The following is a 16,913-nucleotide window of genomic DNA, read 5'->3' on the forward strand; positions in this document are numbered from 1 at the left end:
TGCACCCGCCACAAGCCGGAGCAACAGCAACGGCAACAGCGTGCATTCCGTGGTTGGGCGGGGCGGTGCCGGAGTGCGGGGACGCCGTAAATCCGTCCCTGGAGGCTTGGCAGCCGCATCCATGCGGCTGACACCCCGCACTCCGACACCGCCCCACCTCTGACAGGTTCCTAGCGTCTGGTAGACCCACGCCACGCGCGGATGAAACTCGATCGAAATCGAATATTTCGACAATTGATCGAAGAACATCCACGCATGGCGTGGATCTACGTGCCGACCAAGGTCGACACCCACCAAGAGCACGCCATGCCATTCCGACAGATCGCGGAAAACTGTCGAAGGTGGGGTGGGTCCGGTTGCGGGGGTGTCAGCCGCATGGATGCGGCTGCCAAGCCTCCATGGACGGATTCACGGCGTCCCCCGCAACCGGACCCACCCCGCCATCCCTCAGGAAACCAGCTTTTGCTGTTGCTGTTGAAGTTGCCGGCCAGCGGCCGGCACTACCGCGGGTGCAGGGCGCAGCCCTGCAGAACACCCCCTACTCCTGCGGATCGCGGGTGATGTGGATATCGGTCGGGGTCGACAGCGGAATGTTCCGCTCGGCCAGGATCTGCAGCAGGCTGAAGTACAGATCGCTGCGGGTGGCGTAGACCTGCCGCGGACTGGCCACGTACGCAAAGCTGTTGATGGTGATCTGGCCACCGGCGATGCTGTCGATGTAGACCGTCGGTGCCGGCTGCTCCAGTACGTTGGTGTGCGCGGTGTACGCATCCAGCAGCGCCTGGCGCAGGTTGCTGACATCGGTGCTGGGTGGCACCGCGAACTGGATCTGGATGCGGCCCTGGTTGTTGCCCATCGTCATGTTGCGCACAGTCTTGGTGACCAGCTCGGAGTTGGGCACGATCAACGTCGACTTGTCGCCCACCTGGATCTCGGTCGAACGCAGGCTGATGCGGCGGATGTCACCCTCCTGGTCGCCCAGCTTCACCCAGTCGCCGATCTTCACCGGGCGCTCGGCCAGCAGGATCAGGCCGGAGACGAAGTTCTGGGTGATCACCTGCAGGCCGAAACCAATACCCACCGACAGCGCGCTGACCAGCAATGCCAGCTTGCTCAGCTGCAGGCCCATCGCGCTCAACGCCCAGATCACCGCGATGATGATGCCCACGTAGCGAGCAACGGTGCTCACCGAATTGCGTGCTCCCAGGTCCAGCTCGGTCTTGGGCAGATAGGTGTCGGTCAGCCAGCGCTGTACCAGCTGGGTAACGGCCAGGCCAGCCAGCAGCACCAGCACCGCCAGCACGATGCGCACCGGCTCCAACTTGGTTCCGCCAATATCGAATCCAGAGGTGAACAGCGAAGAAAAGCGCTCCACCACCGCGCCGATGTTGCCGAACGGCGCCACCAGCGCCAGCAGTGCAAGCAGCACGACCACCGTACGCAGCGCTGCCGACAGCAGCACGCCGGCCTGCTCCAGCCGCGAAACGCTCAGGCCGGTGCTGAGCAGGATGGTCTGGCCGACCTTGCTGTCGGCGTTGAGCATCCAGGTGCTCAGGTCATCGACGAACTTGAACAGCAGGGTCGCGGCCAGCACTACGATGCTGCCGCCGATCAGCTGCTGGTTCACGAACTTGGCGAAATTCAGGTAGCCCAGCAACGTGGCAATGATGGCGGCCACCACGGCGATATTGCCCGCTACCCGGGCCAGTACCAGCCAGCTGCTGCGGCGCACTGGCGTACTCACGCCAAGGCCATCGGCCTGTGCTTCCAGCTTGGCCTCGGCCTCGGCGGTCTGCCTCCGATGCAGGCGCGCCAGCGTCACCAGCATGGCCATGATCAGGCCGAGGTAGGTCAGTGCAATCAGGCCATCCAGCGCCACGGTGGTCACATCGCTGGTGCGCGTGGCCTGATCGATCGCCACAAGCACCGTGCTCAGCCAGGCCAGTGCCGCCGCGCCCCAGGCGTACTTGCGCAACTTGAGCGCGGCGGTGTCGTCCAGGTTCAACAATCGCCATGACGGGCGCTTGGGCACCAGCAGGCAGGCGCTGAGCGCAGCGATGAAGGCAGCGCGGAAGGTTGCGGTTTCCAGACCGTCGGCCACCACCTGCAGGCGCGGCGCGATCGCATCAACGGCATCCAATGCTGCCATCAGCACCACTACCGCATAACCGGGCAGCAGCGTCCCCACCAGCAGCAGCCACATGGCCAGTCCAGACCGGCGCAGGCGACCATCGGGCGCTTGGTCGGACGCGGCGAACTGCCGCCCCAGGCGGCGCAGCCACAGCCGCAGCGGGAACATCATCGCCAGCGCGGCCAGCAGGCCCAGCAAGGGCGTGCCCCAGCCATTGGTGCGGATACCGTTGATCAGCGTGTCACGCCCCTGCTCGGCCAGCGGCGCAACGCGCGCGATATCGATCGGCAGGCGCTCGGCCACCTTGCTCCACAACGCAGGCGACAGCGGCGAGGCGACCTTCTGCCCCAGTTCTTCCGTGCGTTGTGCGGTGCGCTGCTGGTCGATGTCGGTCGCCAGCTGCTGGGCACGCACGGCACTGGTCCTGGCCTGGGCCACCGATGCGGCCAGTCCGTCGCGCTGCTTGTTGAGGGTGCGCCGTTGCGCCGCCAGTTCCGGCGGCTCTGTGGCGCCCTCGGCAGGCGTGCCCAGCTGCGCCAGCTGTTCGTCGAGGCGGTCCAGCTGCGGCTGCAGCGCCTTCTCCAGCGCCTCTGCATCACGCCGTGCCTTCGAAGCATCCTCGGACAGCATGGCCAATGTTTCGATGGCCGCGGCATCGCCACGCTTGCGGTCGACTTCCTTCAGCTTCGCATCGATATCCGCCAGCTGCTGCTTCGGCGTGGGGTCCTCATCCTGTGCCAGCACCGGTGCGGACAGCAGGAAGGCAGTGCACAGCAGCAGGGCCAGCCAGGGCCCCCGTGCACGGATCGATCGCAGGAAAGAAGACACGCCAGCCACACCGTTTCGCGCGGACCACCGCGCCTGCGCGCGACTATACGGCAGAGCCGGTAAAGGGCGGATGGGGGACCCGCAGCAGTATCAGTACTTCAGGCGCAGCTCTTCCACGGTCGGCTGCTGCAGGGCGTACCAGTCCTGGAACTCTTCCTCGGTGATCTCATCGGGCGCATACACCGCCACCGGGTGCCAGTCGTGGTCGGTCGGCAGCGGCTGGCGCGGGCCGGCACGCAGGCTGTAGGCCACACCCTCGTAGTCGACCAGGTCGTCAACCTGCGGCCACTGCTCGCGTGCGAACGCGGATTCACTCTTCAACAGGATCACCTGGTACATCGGCACCTCCACTTCGGTTGGATCAGGAAAACACGGCGCTGGCGGCAGCATACCGCTGCACCGGTGACAACGGGCACGCCGCAGCGGCGACGGAACGTTCTGGACACGGCCATCGCCCCGGCTTCACCCGCCCATGGCAAGGCCATCGGCATCGTGGAGACTCCCCCCCTGCCACGACCGCCGATGACCGACCACCCGCCGCTGAAGACCGTCGCCGACCTCAAGCTGCCCCGCTACCTGGGCACCTGGTACGAGATCGCGCGCCTGCCGATGCGCCACGAACCGGAAGGCTGCACCGACGTCTCGGCGCACTACACCCTGCTCGACAACGGCAACGTCGGCGTCACCAACCGCTGCCGCATGGACGGCGAGATCGAGGAAGCCACCGGCGAGGCCTGCGCCGTGGACAACGACAGCGCGCGCCTGGAGGTCAGCTTCCTGCCCAAGGGCCTGCGCTGGCTGCCGTTCGCCAAGGGCGACTACTGGGTGATCCAGGTCGCCCCGGACTACAGCGTGGCGCTGGTCGGCAGCCCGGACCGCAAGTACCTGTGGCTGCTGGCCCGCGAGCCGCGTCTGGACGCCACCGTGCAGGACCATTATCTGGCGACCGCGCGCCTGCAGGGCTTCGATCTGTCCGAACTGATCCACACCCCGCATACCGGTCGCCCCACAGCCTGAGCCGCATGCGCCCATGGACCTGAAGAGTGGCTACCCGTGGTGGGCGGTGCGCAACGGACTGATCCAGGCGTTCCCGCCGCTGGAGAAGGACCTGCGCTGCGCCGTGCTGGTGGTCGGCGGCGGCATCACCGGCGCGCTGATCGCCGACGAGCTGTCCCGGCATGGGCACGATGTCGCGGTGATCGAGCAGCGCGACATCGGCTGGGGGAGCACGGCTGCCAGCACCGCGCTGCTGCAGTACGAGATCGATACCCATCTGCTGGAACTGGCCCAGCGCTACGGCCACGACGCCGCCGCAGCGGCCTACCTCGCCTGTGCCGAGGCCATTCCGGCGCTGGGCAATGTGGCGCGCGGCCTGAAGGACGTGGATTTCCAGCGCATGGACAGCCTCTATCTGGCCAGCCGCCATCGCGACGTGCCGCGCCTGATGGCCGAGGGAGAGGCGCGGCGCAGCATCGGCCTGGATGCCCGCTGGCTGGGCCCTGGGGCACTGCAGGCGCGCTTCGACGTGGACGCCGGCGGCGCCCTGCTGACCCGGCAGGCAGCCCGGGTCGATCCGTACCGGCTGACCCATGCACTGCTGCGGCGCGTGCGCCAGCGCGGCGGCCACGTGCATGACCGCACGGTGCTGCACAGCCTCGACGCCAGCGCGCGCGGGGTGACCGCGCGCACCGAAGCCGGCGCAACGATCCGCGCCCGCCATGTCGTGCTGGCCATGGGCTATGCCAACCAGCGCTGGCTCGATCAGCGCGTCGCCCGCAACCGCAGCAGCTATGCCTTCATTACCGACCCCATTGATGCGGACGTACTGGGCCGGCTGCGCAATACAATGGTCTGGGAGAGCGCACGCCCGTACCTGTACCTGCGTGCCACCGGCGACCGGCGCCTGCTGGTGGGTGGGCTGGACGACGCCATCGACATCCCGGCCCGCCGCGACCGGCGCGTGCAGCGCAAGGCCGACAAGCTGATGAAGCAGCTGCAGCACTGGTTCCCACGGCTGGACCCGGTCGCGGCGTTCTCCTGGGGCGGCACCTTCGCCGAGACCGCCGACGGCCTGCCGTTCTTCGGCCCGCACGCTCAGTGGGGCCCACGGGTGCATTTCGCCATGGCCTACGGCGGCAACGGCATCACCTATTCGATGATCGGCGCCCAGCTGCTGCGGGCCCGGATCGAGCAGCGCAGGCATGCGCTGGAAGGACTGTTCGGGTTCGGGCGGTTGTAGCGTGCAGCCAGGCATGGCCTGGCTCTACCGCTAGCGGGTGCCGACAGGCATCATTCAAGCAGCCCCTGCTAGCGTCGGCCTGTACCGCCGCGTGTTGCGTGGCCACCTGTCCGCTGGAGCGCCGTCATGATCCGCCCCCTGACCCTGCTGCTGTGCCTGGCCCTGCCGGGAACCGTACTGGCCCAGTCTGCCGCCGGCGCCACCGCGCCGCAGGCCGCCGGCCTGGACCTGACGCTGCCGCAGGCGCCGATGCGCTACCTCAACGATGCGAGCCTGAAACAGGATCCGCCGGGCACGTACTACGGTGACAAGAGCGGTCCGCGCGTGCACGACGACGCGAAGGTCGCTGACGTGACCGACGACAAGGTCAAGGTGTCCGGCAGCTTCACCACCGGCATCGGCTATTCCAAGAACGGCGGCAACAGCCACTACAACGCCGCCACGCTGAATCTGAGCAAGAACTACACCACCGATGAGGGCAAGACCCACGGGGTCAACGTCAACATCCACGTGAGCGAAGGCAAGGGCCCGGGCTTCTTCGGCCCGTATGGCGGCTACTACGGCCGTGGCCCGGGCTACTGGGACTACCCGCCGCCGTACGGCTGGTAGCGCCCCGCGCCGGGCCTGGGCCGACCAAGGTCGGCCACTACCAGTGCGTGTCCTGCAGGTGTCGACCTCGCATGTGCCGGTGGGTGTCGACCTTGGTCGACACGCTTCCTCCCCGTGTGCCGACCAAGGTCGGCGCCTACCGGCACGCGAATCAGTCCAGCCAGCCATCGCGCTCGCTGTGCAGGATGCGGCCGTCGTAACCGCTCAGGCGCACCTCCACCTTCTGGTTGCGGGCATTGCGCGCTTCCAGCGACCAGGTCGCACCATCACGTTCCAGCGAATGGATCTCGCGCAGGCCATGTGCCTGTGCCCGTGCCAGCACCTGCTCGGTGGTCAGCAGCGCGCGGCCGTTGTGCTCGTCGAAGATCTCGCCGGTCTTCGGGTCCACGTAGACCTCGCTGAAGCGGCCATCGGCGCGGCTCACGTCCGCTTCCCACAGGCTGTCATCACGCTCGATCTCGTGGATCTGGGTGTAACCGGCCTTGCGCAGGGTCTGTTCAACCTGGGCCATGCCCAGCGGTGCGGCCTGAGCGGCCGGCACGATGGCCAGGGCAGCGACGGTTGCGAGGGCAAGCGACTTCAACATTGGGTTTCTCCTGTTCGTGTTCATGGCCGGACCATCCCGGCAACGCCACGATGCACGGGGTGGTTAACAGCCCCTTAGCCGACCCTGTTAGCCCGCTGTTAGTCGGCCCCTGCACACTCACGCCTGGTTCCCTTCCCTCACACGCCCGCGATGCTCGCCACCCTGCCCCTGCTGCTGGCCCTGGCCAACGCCCCGACCGCCGCTGCGCCCGTGCAGGATCCGGCGCAGCAGGTCGCGCGTCGCGCTGTGCAGCAGGGCCGTTACGTGCCGCTGGAAAGCGTGGTGCGCGATGCACTCAAGCGTTACCCGGGGCAGCTGCTGGAAGTGGAGCTGGACGACGGCGTCTACGAAGTGGAGATCCTGCGCGACGACGGTGTGGTGGCCGAGCTGGACTATGATGCGCGCAGCGGAAAGCTGCTGAAGACGGAGCTGGACGACTGATGCGCATCCTGTTGGCCGAAGACGACGCCGCACTGGCGCAGCGCCTGGTGCCCCTGCTGGAACAGGCCGGCTACGTGGTGCACGTGGTCGCCGACGGGCGCGAGGCCGAGGAGATCGGCCAGATCGAGGATCTGCAGGCCGCCATCGTCGACCTGGGCCTGCCCGGCCTGGACGGACTGAGCGTGATCGAACGCTGGCGCGGCAACGGCCGCACCTTCCCGGTTCTGGTGCTGACCGCGCGCGGGCGCTGGCACGACAAGCTGGCCGGCTTCGACGCCGGCGCCGACGATTACCTGACCAAACCGTTCCAGGCCGACGAACTGGTGCTGCGGCTGCGCGCACTGATCCGCCGCAGCCATGGCCACGCCAGCCCGCGCCTGCACTGCGGGCCGCTGCAGCTGGACGTCAACGCCGGTCGCTTCGAACTGGACGGACAGCCGCTGGCGCTCAGCCCGCAGGAGTTCCGCCTGCTCAGCTACTTCATCCACCACAGCGGCCAGGTGATCGGCCGTGATCGACTCGGCGAACAGGTGTTCGAAGGCGGTTTGGATCCCGACTCCAACGCGCTGGATGTGCTGCTGGGGCGGGTGCGTCGCAAGCTCGGTACCGAGCTGATCCAGACCGTGCGCGGCCAGGGCTGGCGGCTGGCCGCGCCGTGAGCCGGCAACCCTCGCTGCGGCGGCGCCTGCTGCTGGCCGGTGGCGTCGGCCTGCTGCTGGTCTCGTTGCTGGCCAGTGCACTGCTGGGCGAACTGTTCAAGCGCAGCGCGCGTGATCGGCTGGACCACGAACTGCAGCAGGACATGCTGACACTGGTTGCGCAGATGGAAGTCACCCCCGACAACCAGCTGCAGCTGCGCCAGGAACCGAACGATGCGCGCTTCCAGCGCGTGTTCTCTGGTGCCTACTGGCAGATTGCCGGTGCCGATGGCCGCGTACTGCTGCAGTCGCGCTCGCTGTGGGATGAAACGCTTCCCGCCACGGCCACTGGCCCGGCTACGCGCAACCTGACCGGCCCGTTGCAGCAATCGCTGCGCGCACGTGTGCAGCAGGTGCGCCTGCCGCGGGCCAGTGAACCGTTCGTGGCCGTGGTCGCCACCGACCGCAGCGCGCTGGATGCCGATGTGGCCGCGTTCCGGCAGCGCACCGCCATCGCTTTGGGTGTGCTGGTCGCAGCGTGGCTGGCGGCGCTGGCCAGCCAGGTGCACTTCGGCCTGCGCCCGTTGCATCGCCTCGGTGCACAGCTGGAACGGGTGCGGCGCGGTGATGCGCAGCGCATCGAGACGCGCGGTCTGGGCGCGGAGGTCGCACCTTTGGGTGAAGAACTCAACGCACTGCTGGACCACCAGCAACGCATGGTCGCGCGCGCGCGCACCAGTGCACAGGATCTGGCGCATGCGCTGAAGACCCCACTGAGCGTATTGGCCACCGAGGCTGACGGCGACGGCGCGCACTGGCGTGCCACCGTGCGCGAGCAGAGTGCGCGCATGCAGGCCAGTGTCGACCGCTACCTGGCCGCAGGGTTGGCCGCAGACCATCGCCAGCGCACCGACGTGGCGGCCGTCGCACAGGCGATGTGCCGGCTGATGGCGCGCGTGCATGGTGAACGTGGCATCACGTTCACGGCGGCAGGCATCGATCCGGCGCTGCAGTTCGCCGGTGCCAGTGCGGATCTGGAAGAGATGCTGGGCAACCTGTTGGACAACGCCGGGCGCTGGGCGCAACAGCAGGTGACTGTCGAAGCGGAAGCCCGCGACGGGCAGTTGCGCATCGAAGTGCGTGATGACGGGCCGGGCCTGGCCGCGGAGTCACTGTCACAGGTCACACAGCGCGGCGTGCGGCTGGATGAGCGCGAAGGCAGCAGCGGGTTGGGCCTGGCGATCGTAGGGGACATCGCCGCCAGTTATGGCGGGCGCGTGGCGCTGGAGAATGCGCAGCCGGGCCTGCGTGCAACGTTGTGGTTGCCGGTGGGGTGACGCACCGCTGCGCTCGCCGGGCGCTACCGGTTCACCCACCCTCGGTAGGTGTCGACCTTGGTCGACACACATCAACAGCGCCGACCAAGGTCGGCATCTACCAAAGCAGTCCGTCAGTTCCGTCGGCCATCGTGCACCCGGTAGGTGTCGACCTTGGTCGACACGCATCAACAGCGCCGACCAAGGTCGGCATCTACCAAAGCAGTCCGTCAGTTCCGTCGGCCATCGTGCACCCGGTAGGTGTCGACCTTGGTCGACACGCATCAACAGCGCCGACCAAGGTCGGCATCCACCAGAGCAGTCCGTCAGTTCCGTCCGCCATCGTGCACCCGGCAGGTGTCGACCTTGGTCGACACGCACCAAGCATCAACGGTGATGCATCCACCAGCAGTCAATCGCGTCCAGCACGATGTGGATGATCAAACCGATGCCCACCAGCCGCGTTTTCTTCGGCACGCACAGCCCGGCATAGACCGCAATCGCCGGTGCGGTGTGCAGCGGGTGGAAACCGATGCTGCAGCGGTTGGGCGCGTAGATCGGATCGGCCAGCAGGTGATCCAGATCGATGATCCAACCCAGCAGCATCAACAACCAGGCCGAGGCAAAGCGCTTGCGCCAGAACAGCCATGCCAGCAGCGCTGGCACGGCAGCATGCAGGAACAGGTGGAAGATCGCGCGTGCGCTCATGGGCAACGGTGGCGCCGGGCAGGCCCGGCGCCGTCCATCAGACCAGCGGTTCGTCGGACAGGTAGGTGTAGCCGGTCAGGCCGGCTTCCAGCGCCTCCGACAGCTCCTGCGCACGTTCCGGCGACAGCTGGGCCTCGGCCACGCGCTGCGCATAGGTCGCACGCAGCTCATCCAGGCGGTAGCCCACGTAGTCCAGCATCACGTCGGTGGTGTCGCCGCGGCGCTGCTGGGTGATGGCATAGCCATCGGCATCGGCCAGCACTTCCACCGCGTCGGTATCGCCGAACAGGTTATGGATGTCGCCCAGGATTTCCTGGTAGGCGCCGACCATGAAGAAGCCGATGCGGTAACTCTCGCCCGGCTTCATCTTGTGCAGCGGCAGCGAGCTGTCCAGGCTCTCGTTCTCGACATAGGTTTCCACCATGCCGTCCGAGTCGCAGGTCATGTCGGCGATGATGCCGCGGCGGTCCGGGGTTTCGTCCAGGCGCTCGATCGGCACGATCGGGAACACCTGGTCGATCGCCCACACATCCGGGATCGATTCGAACACGCTGAAGTTGACGAAGTACTTGTCGACCAGGCGCTCGTTCAGTTCGTCCAGCACCGGGCGGTGGCTCTTCTCGTCGTAGCTCAGGCGCGCACGCACGCCGTGGGCGATGGCGTAGAACAGGTCGTCGATGCGCGCACGCTGCGGCAGGTCGATCTGGCCCAGCGCGTAGCTGGCCAGGCCTTCGGCGTGGAAATGCTGCGCTTCCTGGAACAGTTCCACCGCCGGGCGCACGTCCAGTTCGTCGTGGATTTCGCGCAGGTGGCGGATCGCCGCCGGCTCGTCGTCGTGCTGGTCCGGCACGCGGCCTTCCTGCGCCTCTTCCACTTCCGAGACATTGGCGATCAGCACCGCGTGGTGCGCGGTCATCGCGCGGCCGCACTCAGTAACGATGCGCGGCGGGGTCAGGCCGAACTCTTCGCAGGCATTGGCCAGCGGCTGCACGATGTTGCTGGCGTAGGAATGCAGGCCGTAGTTGATCGAGCAGAAGCTGCGCGAACGGGTGCCTTCATAGTCCACGCCCAGGCCACCGCCCACATCGACGTGGGTGATCTTCGCGCCCAGGCGCGACAGCTCCACGAAGTAGCGGGTGGCTTCGCGCATGCCGTTGGCGATGTCGCGCACGTTGGAGATCTGCGAACCCATGTGGAAGTGCAGCAGGTTCAGGCAGTCGGCGTACTCGGTGTCACGCAGCGACTTCCACAGGTCCAGCAGCTGGCGCGGCGACAGGCCGAACTTGGCCTTGTCGCCACCGCTGTTCTGCCACTTGCCGGCGCCCAGCGAGGCCAGGCGCATGCGCACGCCCAGGCCCGGCTTCACGTCCAGCGCCTTGGACTCTTCCAGCACCAGCTTCAGCTCGGACGGCTTCTCGATGACGATGAAGGTCTGCAGGCCCAGCTTGCGGCCGATCAGGGCCAGGCGGATGTACTCGCGGTCCTTGTAGCCGTTGCAGACGATCAGGCCACCCGGGCGCGACAGCGCCAGCACGGCCATCAGCTCGGGCTTGCTGCCCGCTTCCAGGCCGAAGCCTTCGCCGTGGTGGCTGGCCAGGGTGCCGGCCACGCCGCGGGTCTGGTTGACCTTGATCGGGTACACGGCGGTGTAGCCGCCGCTGTACTCCCAGTCCTGCTGGGCCTGGCCGAAGGCCGTCTGCAGCTTGCCCAGGCGCTGGCCGAGGATGTCCGGGAAGCGCACCAGCAGCGGCAGCTTGGCACCCGCCGCGCGCGCAGCATCGACCACCTTGGGCAGCGACACCACCGGGCCGTCCGCCCCGGTCGGTCTCACCACCATGTGCCCGGCCTGATCCACGTCGAAGTAACCGTCCGCCCAATGCGGGATCGAGTAGGTCTTGCGGGCTTGGTCGAGGGACCAATCGGTCATTTCAGTCGGCCTTGTTGGCAATAAAAGGGGGGGCATGATAACGCCTATATGCCCACAGGTTCGTTATCATGCGCGCCCGCGCCCGTGACAGGTTTCAACCTGAACGGGCCGATCCGTCCGGATGTGGCATCTGTGCCACGCGGCCCCGCCCGCCAGCCCGGCTTCACCCCTCCGAACAGGACTGTTTTCAATGACTGACAGCAACAACTGGTACATCGAACACTTCGAGCGCACCGGCTCGGCCATCGGCTACCGCATCACCGGCAAGCTGGACGAGGTGCAGTCGCCGTTCCAGAAGATCGAGATCTTCCAGACCACCGACTGGGGCAACCTGATGACCATCGACGGGGCCATCATGCTGACCAGCAAGGACAACTTCTTCTACCACGAGATGATCAGCCACCCGGTGCTGTTCACCCACGCCGCGCCCAAGCGCGTGGTGATCATCGGTGGCGGCGACTGCGGCACCCTGCGCGAGGTGCTCAAGCACAGCGGCGTGGAGAGCGTGACCCAGTGCGATATCGACGAGCAGGTCACGGTGATGGCGCGCAAGCACTTCCCGGAACTGTGCGATTCCAACGATGACGCCCGCGCCGAGCTGCTGTTCGACGACGGCGTGGCCTACATGGCCAACTGCCCGGCCGGCAGCGTGGACGTGGTGATCGTCGATTCGACCGACCCGGTCGGCCCGGGTGAAGGCCTGTTCAACAAGGCCTTCTACGAGAGCTGCTTCAAGGCCCTGAAGGACGACGGCATCCTGGTGCAGCAGTCCGAGTCGCCGCTGATGCAGCTGGACCTGATCAACGAAATGCGCGCTGAGATGGGCAAGGCCGGCTTCGGTTCGTTCAAGACCCTGCCGTTCCCGCAGCCGTGCTACCCCACCGGCTGGTGGAGCGTGACCATGGCGCGCAAGGGCGACAGCAGCTTCGACTTCCGCCAGGCCGACTCGGCCGCCAAGACCTTCAACACCCTGTACTACACCGCCGCGCTGCACACCGGCGTGCTGGTGACCCCGCCGTTCGTGCAGGCTGCACTGAAGTAAGGCGTGCCAACCAGGGTTGGCACCCACCCATGCAAAAGAAAAACCCGCGCTGGCAACAGCGCGGGTTTTTTCATGCTCCGGTAGTGCCGGCCGCTGGCCGGCAACCTCATGTAACGATCAAAGCGCCCAGATACCGGCAATCACCGCCACCACCAGGCCCCACTTGATGACCTGATACGCGACCACGCTGCGCTCGCGCAGCGCCTTGGCCTTCAGGCGCACCTTGTAGACGCTGCCGAACGCCTTGTTGACGCCACCGGTCGGGTCACCCGGCAGGTTTGGCGACGCACCACCGGCCAGCAGCGTGGCTGCCACCGCACGATTGAACAGGCTCGGCAGGCCGAAGCGCAGCGGGCGGGCGATGTCGCAGAACAGGATCACGCGGTCATCGGGCGTCTCGTTGTGCGCGTGGTGGATGTAGGTCTCATCGAACATCATCCACTCGCCATCGCGCCAGCTCTTCTTGATGCCATCCACTTCGATGTAGCAGCCGTCGTTGTTCGGCGTGGCCAGGCCCAGATGCAGGCGCAGCGAACCGGCGAACGGGTCGCGGTGCGGGCGCAGTTCGCTGCCCGACGGCAGCTGCGCGAACATCGCCGCACGCACGTCCGGCAGCGACTCCAGCAGCGCGGTGGTCTTCGGGCACATCGCCTTGGCCGACGGGTGCGAAGGGCCATACCACTTCAGGTAGAAGCGCTTCCAGCCACGGCGGAAGAACGAATTGAAGCCGGCATCATTGAACGTGCTGGAGGCCGCGATCGCCTGCGCATCGCGCAGCGCCAGCGCCTCGTCGCGGATCATCTGCCAGTTCTGGCGCAGCGGCTCCAGCTGCGGGAACTCCTTGGCCGGGTCCAGGAACGGCGTGGTCGGCACCTTCGAGAACATGTACATGACCACGTTGATCGGGGCCATGAAACTGGAATGGTCCAGCAGCTGGCGCGACCAGCGCGCGCGGACCTTGCCACGGAAGTGGATGTACAGCACGCAGGCGACGAACAGCGCTGCAAGTACGATTTTGATGATCAAAACACTTTCCTCCAGCCGCAGCCGGAACGGGAAACGGGGCGATGCACGGCCAGGCGGCCAGCACCGGTGGGGACCGCGGCAGGGGACGGGGACGTGCCAGAGGGGGGCGGCCGCCGATGTCGCGGGTTAACAGCTTATGGTCGGCAGGCCGTGCGCCGGGGTCAAGCCGGACGTGCGTGGCGTTCAGCGCGGCGCAGATGAATGGGCCGGAAGCGCGCCCAACTCATTGATCCAGCAGGGCAACCCTTATAATTGAGACAGAATTGTCCGATTCTGCGTGACGAACTGTTCCAGCCACGACCCCGACATTTCTCCGACAAATCGTGGAATAGCGAACTGGCGAGTACTAAAATTAACGAAAACTTAGTAACTCCCTGTAACACCGGTTCGCTTGACGCTTTGCGCCACCCACCGGGTCGTCCGAGACCCTGATATGTACCTCCCTGCTACTCCCCCCTCCTCCTGCGGCGATGACGCCGCGGCGCCGCTGCTGCTCAAGCGCGGCGAGCGTTTCCTGGCCCCCGATGTCTACCGCACCTGCCTGGGCGGGCGCGAGGCGGTCATCAAGGACTATTCCCGTTATCGCGGCACCCCGCTGTCGCCCGTCGCCCGGCTGATGGTCCGCCGCGAGGCGCGCATGCTGCAGCGCCTGGGCGGCTGGAAGCACGCCCCGGCCCTGCTCGGCACCCTCGGTGGCCTGGCGCTGGGCATGGAATTCATTCCCGGCCAGACGCTCAGCAGCGCACAGGCCGTGGGCAATGAAGTGTTCGAGCAGCTGCAGCACGCGCTCAGCCGCCTGCACGCCGCCGGCATCACCCACAACGACCTGCATGGCACCAACGTGGTGGTCAGCGGCGGCGTGCCGGTGCTGCTGGACTTCACCTCGGCCTGGCGCGCCCCGCGCTGGCTGCGCCGCAACCCGCTGAGCCGGCAGATGCGCCGCAGCGACATGAAGAACCTGCTGAAAATCCGCCAGCGTGTGACCGGCCAGGCCCCGAGCGCCGCGCAGGCCGCGCTGGTGGCCGACCCGGGCTGGGTTGCCGCCGTGCGGCAGGGCTGGAAGCGGTTCTACAAGTGGGCGAAGCGCCGGTAGTGCTTTGCTTTGGTAGGGGTCGAGCTTGCTCGACCGCTTTACCGCTCTTTGTAGAGCCGAGCCCACGCTCGGCTGCTGTTCCTGCATCTCGCGAAATGCAGCCGAGCATCGGCTCGGCTCTACAAAAAACCGGTTACAACGCGTCCGCGTCCAGCTCACCGGTACGGATACGCACCACGCTGCCCAGGTCGTACACGAACACCTTGCCGTCACCAATCTTGCCGGTGCCGGCGGCCTTCACGATGGCCTCAACCACCGCCTCCACCTGGTCATCGGTCACCGCCACTTCCAGCTTCACCTTCGGCAGGAAATCGACCACATACTCCGCGCCACGGTACAGCTCGGTGTGGCCCTTCTGGCGACCAAAGCCTTTAACTTCCGTCACCGTGATGCCGGTAACCCCACGCTCGGCCAGCGCTTCGCGCACGTCGTCGAGCTTGAACGGCTTGATCACCGCCATGACCATCTTCATCGTCTATCTCCTGTCTTCCGGCGTGGAGGATAGCGCCTGAACGCGGCCCGTGCGAAGCCGCTGCGGCCTGTCCGGGCAGTGGGTGCCAGCAGTATCCTTGTGCCCGAATGGCCTGCCCGCGCCGGATGCACGGGCCCACCCCCACGGAGCACCCCATGATCGACCTGAACCAAATCGATGACCTCGCCCGTCGCCTCAGCGACCTGGTGCCGCCGGGCCTGCGCGAATCGCGCGAGGAACTGCAGGCCACCTTCAAGAGCGCGCTGCAGGCCGGCCTGGCCAAGCTCGACCTGGTCACCCGCGAGGAGTTCGAGGTGCAGCGCGCGGTGTTGTTGAAGACCCGCGAGAAGCTGGACGCGCTGGAAACGGCCGTGCGCGCGCTGGAAGGGCGCGGCGCCGCAGAATGAAAAAAGGAGGCGCACCGCGCCTCCCGTTTACAGAGTATTTCCCGGATGGGGCCTTGCAGCAAGGCCCACCGGGCGCCCTAGACTCGCCGGCCTGTCGATCCGGCAGCACAAAGAGGGGCAGCAGCGATGGCGCAGGACACCGAATGGACACCCGTTTCGCATGACACCTGCGACCAGGTCGCCGGGCCGTTCTACCACGGCACTCGCGCTGACCTGGCGGTGGGTGAGTTGCTGAGCGCGGGCTTCCGCTCCAACTATCGCGACAGCGTGGTGATGAACCACATCTACTTCACCACGATTGCCAAGGGCGCTGGGCTGGCTGCGGAGATGGCCCGGGGTGAAGGGCGACCGCGTGTGTACATCGTGGAGCCGACCGGGCCGTTCGAGGACGATCCGAACGTGACCAACAAGAAGTTTCCCGGGAACCCGACGCGCTCGTATCGGAGTGCGCAGCCGTTGCGGGTGGTTGGGGAGATTGTGGAGTGGGAGCTCTACGACGCGGAGTTCGTTCGGCAGTTGAGGGCGTTTGTTGCTTCGGGGAGTGGGGAGATCATCAATTGATGAGGTGAAGGGCGCCCACTGCGGCTGACGGAAGAGCAATAGAGCTGGATATCGGGCTTTGTCTGATTTCGGCCAAAAGCGGACGCCCCGTACACAAGTCTGAGTGGGCTCGTAGGCGATCGTGCGGTTCAGCACATCGCTCCAGCTTGCCGCGAACTGTTCGCCAGCCAGGCTTGCGAGACCACCAGATTGAGACGGGGCAACGCGCTGTTGTCCGGCATCTGTTCGCGGTTGAGCAGTTCGATGGCGACGATCTCGTAGACGGGTAACCATAGGTGCACGTTTTTCCTATGTTGCGCGAGGTCTCAAAACCTTTGGTTGCAAGGGCCCGCGGATAGGGCAGGCGTCAGCTGCGGACTGGCCCTAGCCATCCACCGATGGTGCAGAGCATCGTCCTCATGCCGCTCCAAACTCGCCGATCCTTGAAAAATGAGCAGATCTCTTGAAGAGCTGGAGGAGGGCGACGGTCGCGCAATGCGGACGAAGCATCCGAATAGTGCCAGCCACTCAGGAGCAACGGGGGCCGTGATCGCCAAAGTGGCGCTCGCTTTGGATCTCGGGCTGTCGCCATCCGCATCGGTGATGAAACACTCGATCTTAGTGACATCAGCACCGTCGCTCGCCAATTGCCACAGCGCCGCCCGCCATGCCACTAGGTGCGCATCGGCGGCCAGCTTTTCCATGATCCGCATACGCCAGCTCGATACGTTGAGCTTCGGGAAAATGGTCTTGAAATCTGCATCCAGCTGTTCCTCGTGCGAGGACATTGGAATGACCCGTAATGGTCGCTCTTGTTCGTAGCATGTGGAGACTGTCGTTGAATCCAACTCAACCGAGATGGAGGCGCACATGCAGCAATTTTTCTACCGGCGTGCTTACAAGCTCACGA

At 66.3% G+C, this 16,913-nt stretch carries 18 protein-coding genes; 10 read left to right on the plus strand and 8 right to left on the minus strand.

Annotated features, from left to right (window positions below; all coding sequences use genetic code 11):
- Positions 1-538: 538 nt before the first annotated feature.
- Both EZ304_RS09675 and EZ304_RS09680 read right to left on the minus strand, forming a co-directional pair.
- Positions 539-2,968 (minus strand): DUF3772 domain-containing protein, encoded by a 2,430-nt coding sequence (locus EZ304_RS09675; RefSeq protein ID WP_142806899.1) that lies wholly within the window; start codon positions 2,966-2,968, stop codon positions 539-541.
- A gap of 81 nt (positions 2,969-3,049) precedes the next feature.
- The gene (locus EZ304_RS09680) at positions 3,050-3,298 is read right to left on the minus strand and encodes a hypothetical protein (protein WP_006399378.1); all 249 of its coding nucleotides are present in this window, start codon (positions 3,296-3,298) and stop codon (positions 3,050-3,052) included.
- A gap of 183 nt (positions 3,299-3,481) precedes the next feature.
- Here EZ304_RS09680 and EZ304_RS09685 point away from each other — a divergent pair, with 183 nt between their 5' ends.
- The 3 genes from EZ304_RS09685 to EZ304_RS09695 all read left to right on the plus strand — a co-directional run bounded on the left by EZ304_RS09685 (position 3,482) and on the right by EZ304_RS09695 (position 5,807).
- Complete coding sequence (locus tag EZ304_RS09685; protein WP_099554880.1) at positions 3,482-3,976, plus strand: lipocalin family protein; 495 nt, start codon at positions 3,482-3,484, stop codon at positions 3,974-3,976.
- A 13-nt stretch (positions 3,977-3,989) separates the two neighbouring features.
- Positions 3,990-5,198: an NAD(P)/FAD-dependent oxidoreductase gene (locus EZ304_RS09690; protein WP_142806900.1), complete on the plus strand. Its 1,209-nt coding sequence runs from the start codon at positions 3,990-3,992 to the stop codon at positions 5,196-5,198.
- A gap of 126 nt (positions 5,199-5,324) precedes the next feature.
- Positions 5,325-5,807, plus strand: coding sequence for a hypothetical protein (locus EZ304_RS09695; protein WP_099554884.1), 483 nt, complete (start codon positions 5,325-5,327; stop codon positions 5,805-5,807).
- Positions 5,808-5,958: 151 nt separating this feature from the next.
- On the opposite strand, the gene EZ304_RS09700 is transcribed toward EZ304_RS09695, so the two are convergent.
- A complete protein-coding gene (locus EZ304_RS09700) occupies positions 5,959-6,393 on the minus strand; it encodes a PepSY domain-containing protein (protein ID WP_043034271.1) in 435 nt (144 codons plus the stop codon).
- 150 nt (positions 6,394-6,543) lie between these two features.
- On the opposite strand from EZ304_RS09700, the gene EZ304_RS09705 reads away from it, so the two are divergent.
- From EZ304_RS09705 to EZ304_RS09715, 3 genes are read left to right on the plus strand one after another with little or no spacing between them, the layout of a single operon-like run.
- Positions 6,544-6,834, plus strand: a complete 291-nt coding sequence (locus tag EZ304_RS09705) for a PepSY domain-containing protein (protein ID WP_099554886.1) — start codon at positions 6,544-6,546, stop codon at positions 6,832-6,834.
- A complete protein-coding gene (locus EZ304_RS09710) occupies positions 6,834-7,493 on the plus strand; it encodes a response regulator transcription factor (protein ID WP_099554888.1) in 660 nt (219 codons plus the stop codon). The genes EZ304_RS09705 and EZ304_RS09710 overlap by 1 nt, the downstream gene beginning before the upstream one ends.
- Positions 7,490-8,809: a sensor histidine kinase gene (locus EZ304_RS09715; RefSeq protein ID WP_142806901.1), complete on the plus strand. Its 1,320-nt coding sequence runs from the start codon at positions 7,490-7,492 to the stop codon at positions 8,807-8,809. Before EZ304_RS09710 ends, EZ304_RS09715 begins: the two co-directional genes overlap by 4 nt.
- A 366-nt stretch (positions 8,810-9,175) precedes the next feature.
- On the opposite strand, the gene EZ304_RS09720 is transcribed toward EZ304_RS09715, so the two are convergent.
- Together EZ304_RS09720 and speA are read right to left on the minus strand one after the other, a co-directional pair.
- Complete coding sequence (locus tag EZ304_RS09720; RefSeq protein ID WP_049417052.1) at positions 9,176-9,496, minus strand: DUF6122 family protein; 321 nt, start codon at positions 9,494-9,496, stop codon at positions 9,176-9,178.
- Positions 9,497-9,533: 37 nt separating this feature from the next.
- On the minus strand, positions 9,534-11,423 hold the full coding sequence (gene speA, locus EZ304_RS09725; protein WP_142806902.1) for an arginine decarboxylase: 1,890 nt from the start codon (positions 11,421-11,423) through the stop codon (positions 9,534-9,536).
- A gap of 190 nt (positions 11,424-11,613) precedes the next feature.
- Here speA and speE point away from each other — a divergent pair, with 190 nt between their 5' ends.
- Entirely contained in the window at positions 11,614-12,465 is an 852-nt protein-coding gene (gene speE / locus EZ304_RS09730) for a polyamine aminopropyltransferase (protein ID WP_099554892.1), read from the plus strand.
- Between the two features lie 117 nt (positions 12,466-12,582).
- Here speE and EZ304_RS09735 read toward each other — a convergent pair whose 3' ends face one another.
- The gene (locus tag EZ304_RS09735; RefSeq protein ID WP_185959249.1) at positions 12,583-13,488 is read right to left on the minus strand and encodes an aspartyl/asparaginyl beta-hydroxylase domain-containing protein; all 906 of its coding nucleotides are present in this window, start codon (positions 13,486-13,488) and stop codon (positions 12,583-12,585) included.
- 436 nt (positions 13,489-13,924) lie between these two features.
- Here EZ304_RS09735 and EZ304_RS09740 point away from each other — a divergent pair, with 436 nt between their 5' ends.
- Positions 13,925-14,584: an RIO1 family regulatory kinase/ATPase gene (locus tag EZ304_RS09740; RefSeq protein ID WP_142806903.1), complete on the plus strand. Its 660-nt coding sequence runs from the start codon at positions 13,925-13,927 to the stop codon at positions 14,582-14,584.
- A gap of 133 nt (positions 14,585-14,717) precedes the next feature.
- On the opposite strand, the gene EZ304_RS09745 is transcribed toward EZ304_RS09740, so the two are convergent.
- Positions 14,718-15,056, minus strand: a complete 339-nt coding sequence (locus EZ304_RS09745; protein ID WP_005411374.1) for a P-II family nitrogen regulator — start codon at positions 15,054-15,056, stop codon at positions 14,718-14,720.
- A gap of 155 nt (positions 15,057-15,211) precedes the next feature.
- On the opposite strand from EZ304_RS09745, the gene ubiK reads away from it, so the two are divergent.
- Positions 15,212-15,463 carry a ubiquinone biosynthesis accessory factor UbiK gene (gene ubiK, locus EZ304_RS09750; protein WP_142806904.1) on the plus strand — a complete coding sequence of 84 codons (252 nt, stop codon included), beginning with the start codon at positions 15,212-15,214 and terminating at the stop codon, positions 15,461-15,463.
- A 126-nt stretch (positions 15,464-15,589) separates the two neighbouring features.
- Positions 15,590-16,024, plus strand: a complete 435-nt coding sequence (gene arr, locus EZ304_RS09755) for an NAD(+)--rifampin ADP-ribosyltransferase (protein WP_142806905.1) — start codon at positions 15,590-15,592, stop codon at positions 16,022-16,024.
- Positions 16,025-16,329: 305 nt separating this feature from the next.
- Here the strand turns inward: arr and EZ304_RS09760 are convergent, their stop codons facing one another.
- The gene (locus tag EZ304_RS09760) at positions 16,330-16,791 is read right to left on the minus strand and encodes a hypothetical protein (protein ID WP_099554866.1); all 462 of its coding nucleotides are present in this window, start codon (positions 16,789-16,791) and stop codon (positions 16,330-16,332) included.
- Positions 16,792-16,913 lie beyond the last annotated feature (122 nt).

It is taken from the genome of Stenotrophomonas maltophilia (genome assembly GCF_006974125.1).
GTDB classification, from domain to species: domain Bacteria; phylum Pseudomonadota; class Gammaproteobacteria; order Xanthomonadales; family Xanthomonadaceae; genus Stenotrophomonas; species Stenotrophomonas maltophilia_O.

Coding starts and splice junctions, on each gene's coding strand:
- EZ304_RS09680 (WP_006399378.1), bottom strand. CDS start 3,298: ATGTACCAGGTGATCCTGTTGAAGAGTGAATCCGCGTTCGCACGCGAG.
- EZ304_RS09685 (WP_099554880.1), top strand. CDS start 3,482: ATGACCGACCACCCGCCGCTGAAGACCGTCGCCGACCTCAAGCTGCCC.
- EZ304_RS09690 (WP_142806900.1), top strand. CDS start 3,990: ATGGACCTGAAGAGTGGCTACCCGTGGTGGGCGGTGCGCAACGGACTG.
- EZ304_RS09695 (WP_099554884.1), top strand. CDS start 5,325: ATGATCCGCCCCCTGACCCTGCTGCTGTGCCTGGCCCTGCCGGGAACC.
- EZ304_RS09700 (WP_043034271.1), bottom strand. CDS start 6,393: ATGTTGAAGTCGCTTGCCCTCGCAACCGTCGCTGCCCTGGCCATCGTG.
- EZ304_RS09705 (WP_099554886.1), top strand. CDS start 6,544: ATGCTCGCCACCCTGCCCCTGCTGCTGGCCCTGGCCAACGCCCCGACC.
- EZ304_RS09710 (WP_099554888.1), top strand. CDS start 6,834: ATGCGCATCCTGTTGGCCGAAGACGACGCCGCACTGGCGCAGCGCCTG.
- EZ304_RS09720 (WP_049417052.1), bottom strand. CDS start 9,496: ATGAGCGCACGCGCGATCTTCCACCTGTTCCTGCATGCTGCCGTGCCA.
- speA (WP_142806902.1), bottom strand. CDS start 11,423: ATGACCGATTGGTCCCTCGACCAAGCCCGCAAGACCTACTCGATCCCG.
- speE (WP_099554892.1), top strand. CDS start 11,614: ATGACTGACAGCAACAACTGGTACATCGAACACTTCGAGCGCACCGGC.
- EZ304_RS09740 (WP_142806903.1), top strand. CDS start 13,925: ATGTACCTCCCTGCTACTCCCCCCTCCTCCTGCGGCGATGACGCCGCG.
- EZ304_RS09745 (WP_005411374.1), bottom strand. CDS start 15,056: ATGAAGATGGTCATGGCGGTGATCAAGCCGTTCAAGCTCGACGACGTG.
- ubiK (WP_142806904.1), top strand. CDS start 15,212: ATGATCGACCTGAACCAAATCGATGACCTCGCCCGTCGCCTCAGCGAC.
- arr (WP_142806905.1), top strand. CDS start 15,590: ATGGCGCAGGACACCGAATGGACACCCGTTTCGCATGACACCTGCGAC.
- EZ304_RS09760 (WP_099554866.1), bottom strand. CDS start 16,791: ATGTCCTCGCACGAGGAACAGCTGGATGCAGATTTCAAGACCATTTTC.